The organism is Pseudomonas sp. Hp2 (assembly GCF_006386585.1).
GTDB lineage: Bacteria > Pseudomonadota > Gammaproteobacteria > Xanthomonadales > Xanthomonadaceae > Pseudomonas_S > Pseudomonas_S boreopolis.
The window spans coordinates 1-2571 of sequence record NZ_VAHJ01000013.1; the positions used below are offsets into that span (position 1 = coordinate 1).

Annotated in this window: 1 protein-coding gene; it reads right to left on the reverse strand. The window is 75.3% G+C overall.

Features of this window, described 5'->3' with window-relative positions:
* The coding region (locus FD678_RS20110) for a type VI secretion system Vgr family protein (protein ID WP_218569900.1) at positions 1-2541 on the reverse strand (2541 nt) is incomplete at its 3' end.
* Positions 2542-2571: the final 30 nt, after the last annotated feature.

Here is a 2571-nt window from a genome sequence, read left to right on the forward strand (position 1 = left end):
CCGCACCCGCTTGCCCGCCGCCAGTTCCACCGCCGCGTTCGCGCTGACGACCTTCAGCCCCTGCCGCGCCTGCAGCCGCACCTCGTCGTTCTGCGCCTGCAACTCCAGCTCGCCCTCGCCGCTGACCACGCTCAGGGTGTGGCCCTGCGTGTTGCCGCCTTCCACCGCCGCCGCCAGCACCCCGATCGCCTGGCCCGCATGCAGCCGCGCATCGCCGGCCACCGCCACCTCGCTGCCTCGCCCGCTCGCCAACGTCAGCGTCTCCCCCGCGCTCCAGTGCAGCGCCTGGCCCGCCACCAGCCCGATCCCGGCCGGGGCCGCCAAGCCCAGCAGCGGATCGCCCGTGTGCGGCACCCGGTCCGCCCCGGGGCTGGCGCTGCGCTCGTGCGCCGCCCCTTCGGCCTCGCCGTAGGCCGTGCCCGGCACCGTCGTCGACACGCTCGTCAGCGTCGCCTGCAGCGGCGCCTGGTCCGGGACCAGCTGCGACACGCCAGCCTGCTTGACGCCCTCGGCCGCCGCCAGCCGCGCGGTCTGGTGCGTGCCGGCCGCCTGGGTGAAGGTCTTGCCCAGGGTCTGCAGCTGCTTCAGCAACGCCGCCGGTTGCGCCGCCGTGCCGGCCGGACGGGTTCCGTCATGGCCATACGCGCTCAGCCACAGCCCGCGTTCGGCCCGGACCGCGCCCCACGCGTCGGTGCGCAGTTCGAAGCCTTCGCCGCGGAAGCTGCCGCGGTAGTTGTCGGCCTGGTGGATCAGGTGCCCCAGGTTGAGCTGGCTGGCGTACTGGCTGCTCGACAGCTGCAGGCGCAGCTGCCCGTCGCTGTCGTCGAACAGCAGCCGGTTGTGGCCCGACCCGCCCCATTCCTTGGACTGCACGCCCCACAGGGCGCCGGCATGCCGGTGCGCCTGCTCGCCGCCGCCGGCCGCATGCCAGGCCGGGGCATGGCCGCCGGCCAGGTTGGCCTGGGCGCTGGCGCGCGCATCCGTGGCCTGGGCGTACAGGCTGGCCGGGTCCTGCCCGGCCGCCTCGCTGCGCCCGCCCGGCGTGGCCGCCACCCCGGCCTCGCCGCGGCCGTTGTACAGCGCGCCCAGCACCACCGGGCGGTCGATGTCGCCTTCCAGGAACCCCACCAGCACTTCCTGGCCGATCCGCGGCAGGAACTGGCTGCCCACGCCCGGGCCGGCATAGCGCTGGCTCACCCGCAGCCACGCCGTGTCGCGGTCGTCCGCCGCCTGGCCCTGCTGGAAGTGCAGCTTCACCCGGATCCGGCCCTGCGCATCGGCATACACCTCCTGCGCGCCGTTCGGCGTGGTCGCCCCGTCCGGGCCGACCACGATCGCGCTCTGGTAGCCCGGCGCGGTCGGCCGCGGGTTCGTGCGAGCGCCGGTCTCGTCCTCCAGCACCGGCCGCCATGGTCGGTCGCGCTCCACGGCCTGGAACCGGTGGGCATAGCCGACCCGGGCCGCCAGTGCTTCCACCTCGGCCGGCACCGCCAGCGGCGGCGTGGCCGGGGGCAGGGCCTGCTCGAGCGCTTCGCGCGCGTCGGTGGGCAGGTTGTTCACGCCCACGTGTTCGACCCGGCTCAGCCACAGTTGCGCGGCCCCGCCCGGCCACTGGCTCACGGCGAACCACTGCCCGGCGGTGAAGCTGCGCACGGTGCCGCGTCCTTCCCAGGCCGACCAGGACGCTTCCTGCGCCTGCGCCATCAGCCGGGCGTAGCGTTCGGCCTCGGCGCTGCTGGCGTAGGCGTACTGCCCGGCCGGCTCGTACAGCTCGCGCGGCGTGGCGTCCCCGCCGGCCAGCGGCAGTTGCGCGCTCAGCGCCCGGCTGCTGCGGTAGTCGTGGCTGAGCACGGTCAGCTGGCTCGAGCCCAGCGTGCGCCGCCGCCCCAGCGCCAGCACGCTGTCGCTCGCCTCGGTCGCATCGCCGCGGTGGAAGCGCACCCCGCCTTGCGCCGCCGAGGCCGCCTCCTGCGGCTGCTCCCCGCTGGCGGCGAAGATCACCAGCCGGTGGCCGCTGGCCGCCTCCCCGTCCGTCTCCCAGCGCCAGCCCAGCCCTTCCTCGGCCAGCAGCCGCGCCACGAACGCCAGGTCGCTCTCGCGGTACTGCACGCAGTAGCGGCGAGGCCGCGCCTCGGACAGGAACCCGGCCACCTCCTCGCTCCAGCGCCAGCTCGCCTGCGGCGCATACCCGGAAAACACCGCCTCGACGATCTCCACCACGCTGCGGTCCTGGAACACCCGGCTGTGGCGGCCCTGCGAGAGCCACCAGGTCCAGCCCACCAGCCGCACCCGGTAGCGCGCCAGCCCGCCTTCGCTGTCCAGCAGCGTCGCCTCGTTCACCAGTCCGCTGCGGGCGATCTGCCCGCCCCGCGCATCGCGCGTGTACAGCGTCGCCCGCTGGCCCAGCCAGCCCTCCAGCGCCAGACCCGCGTCCGCGGACAGCACGTCCACCCAGTAGTCGTACCCCCGCGAGACCTCCTCGCGCCCGTACCACCGCTCCACCACCTGCGCCGGCAACCCCGCCAGCTCCAAGCGGTGCAAGCGGCTCGCGTCGGTCAGACGCGCCGACTG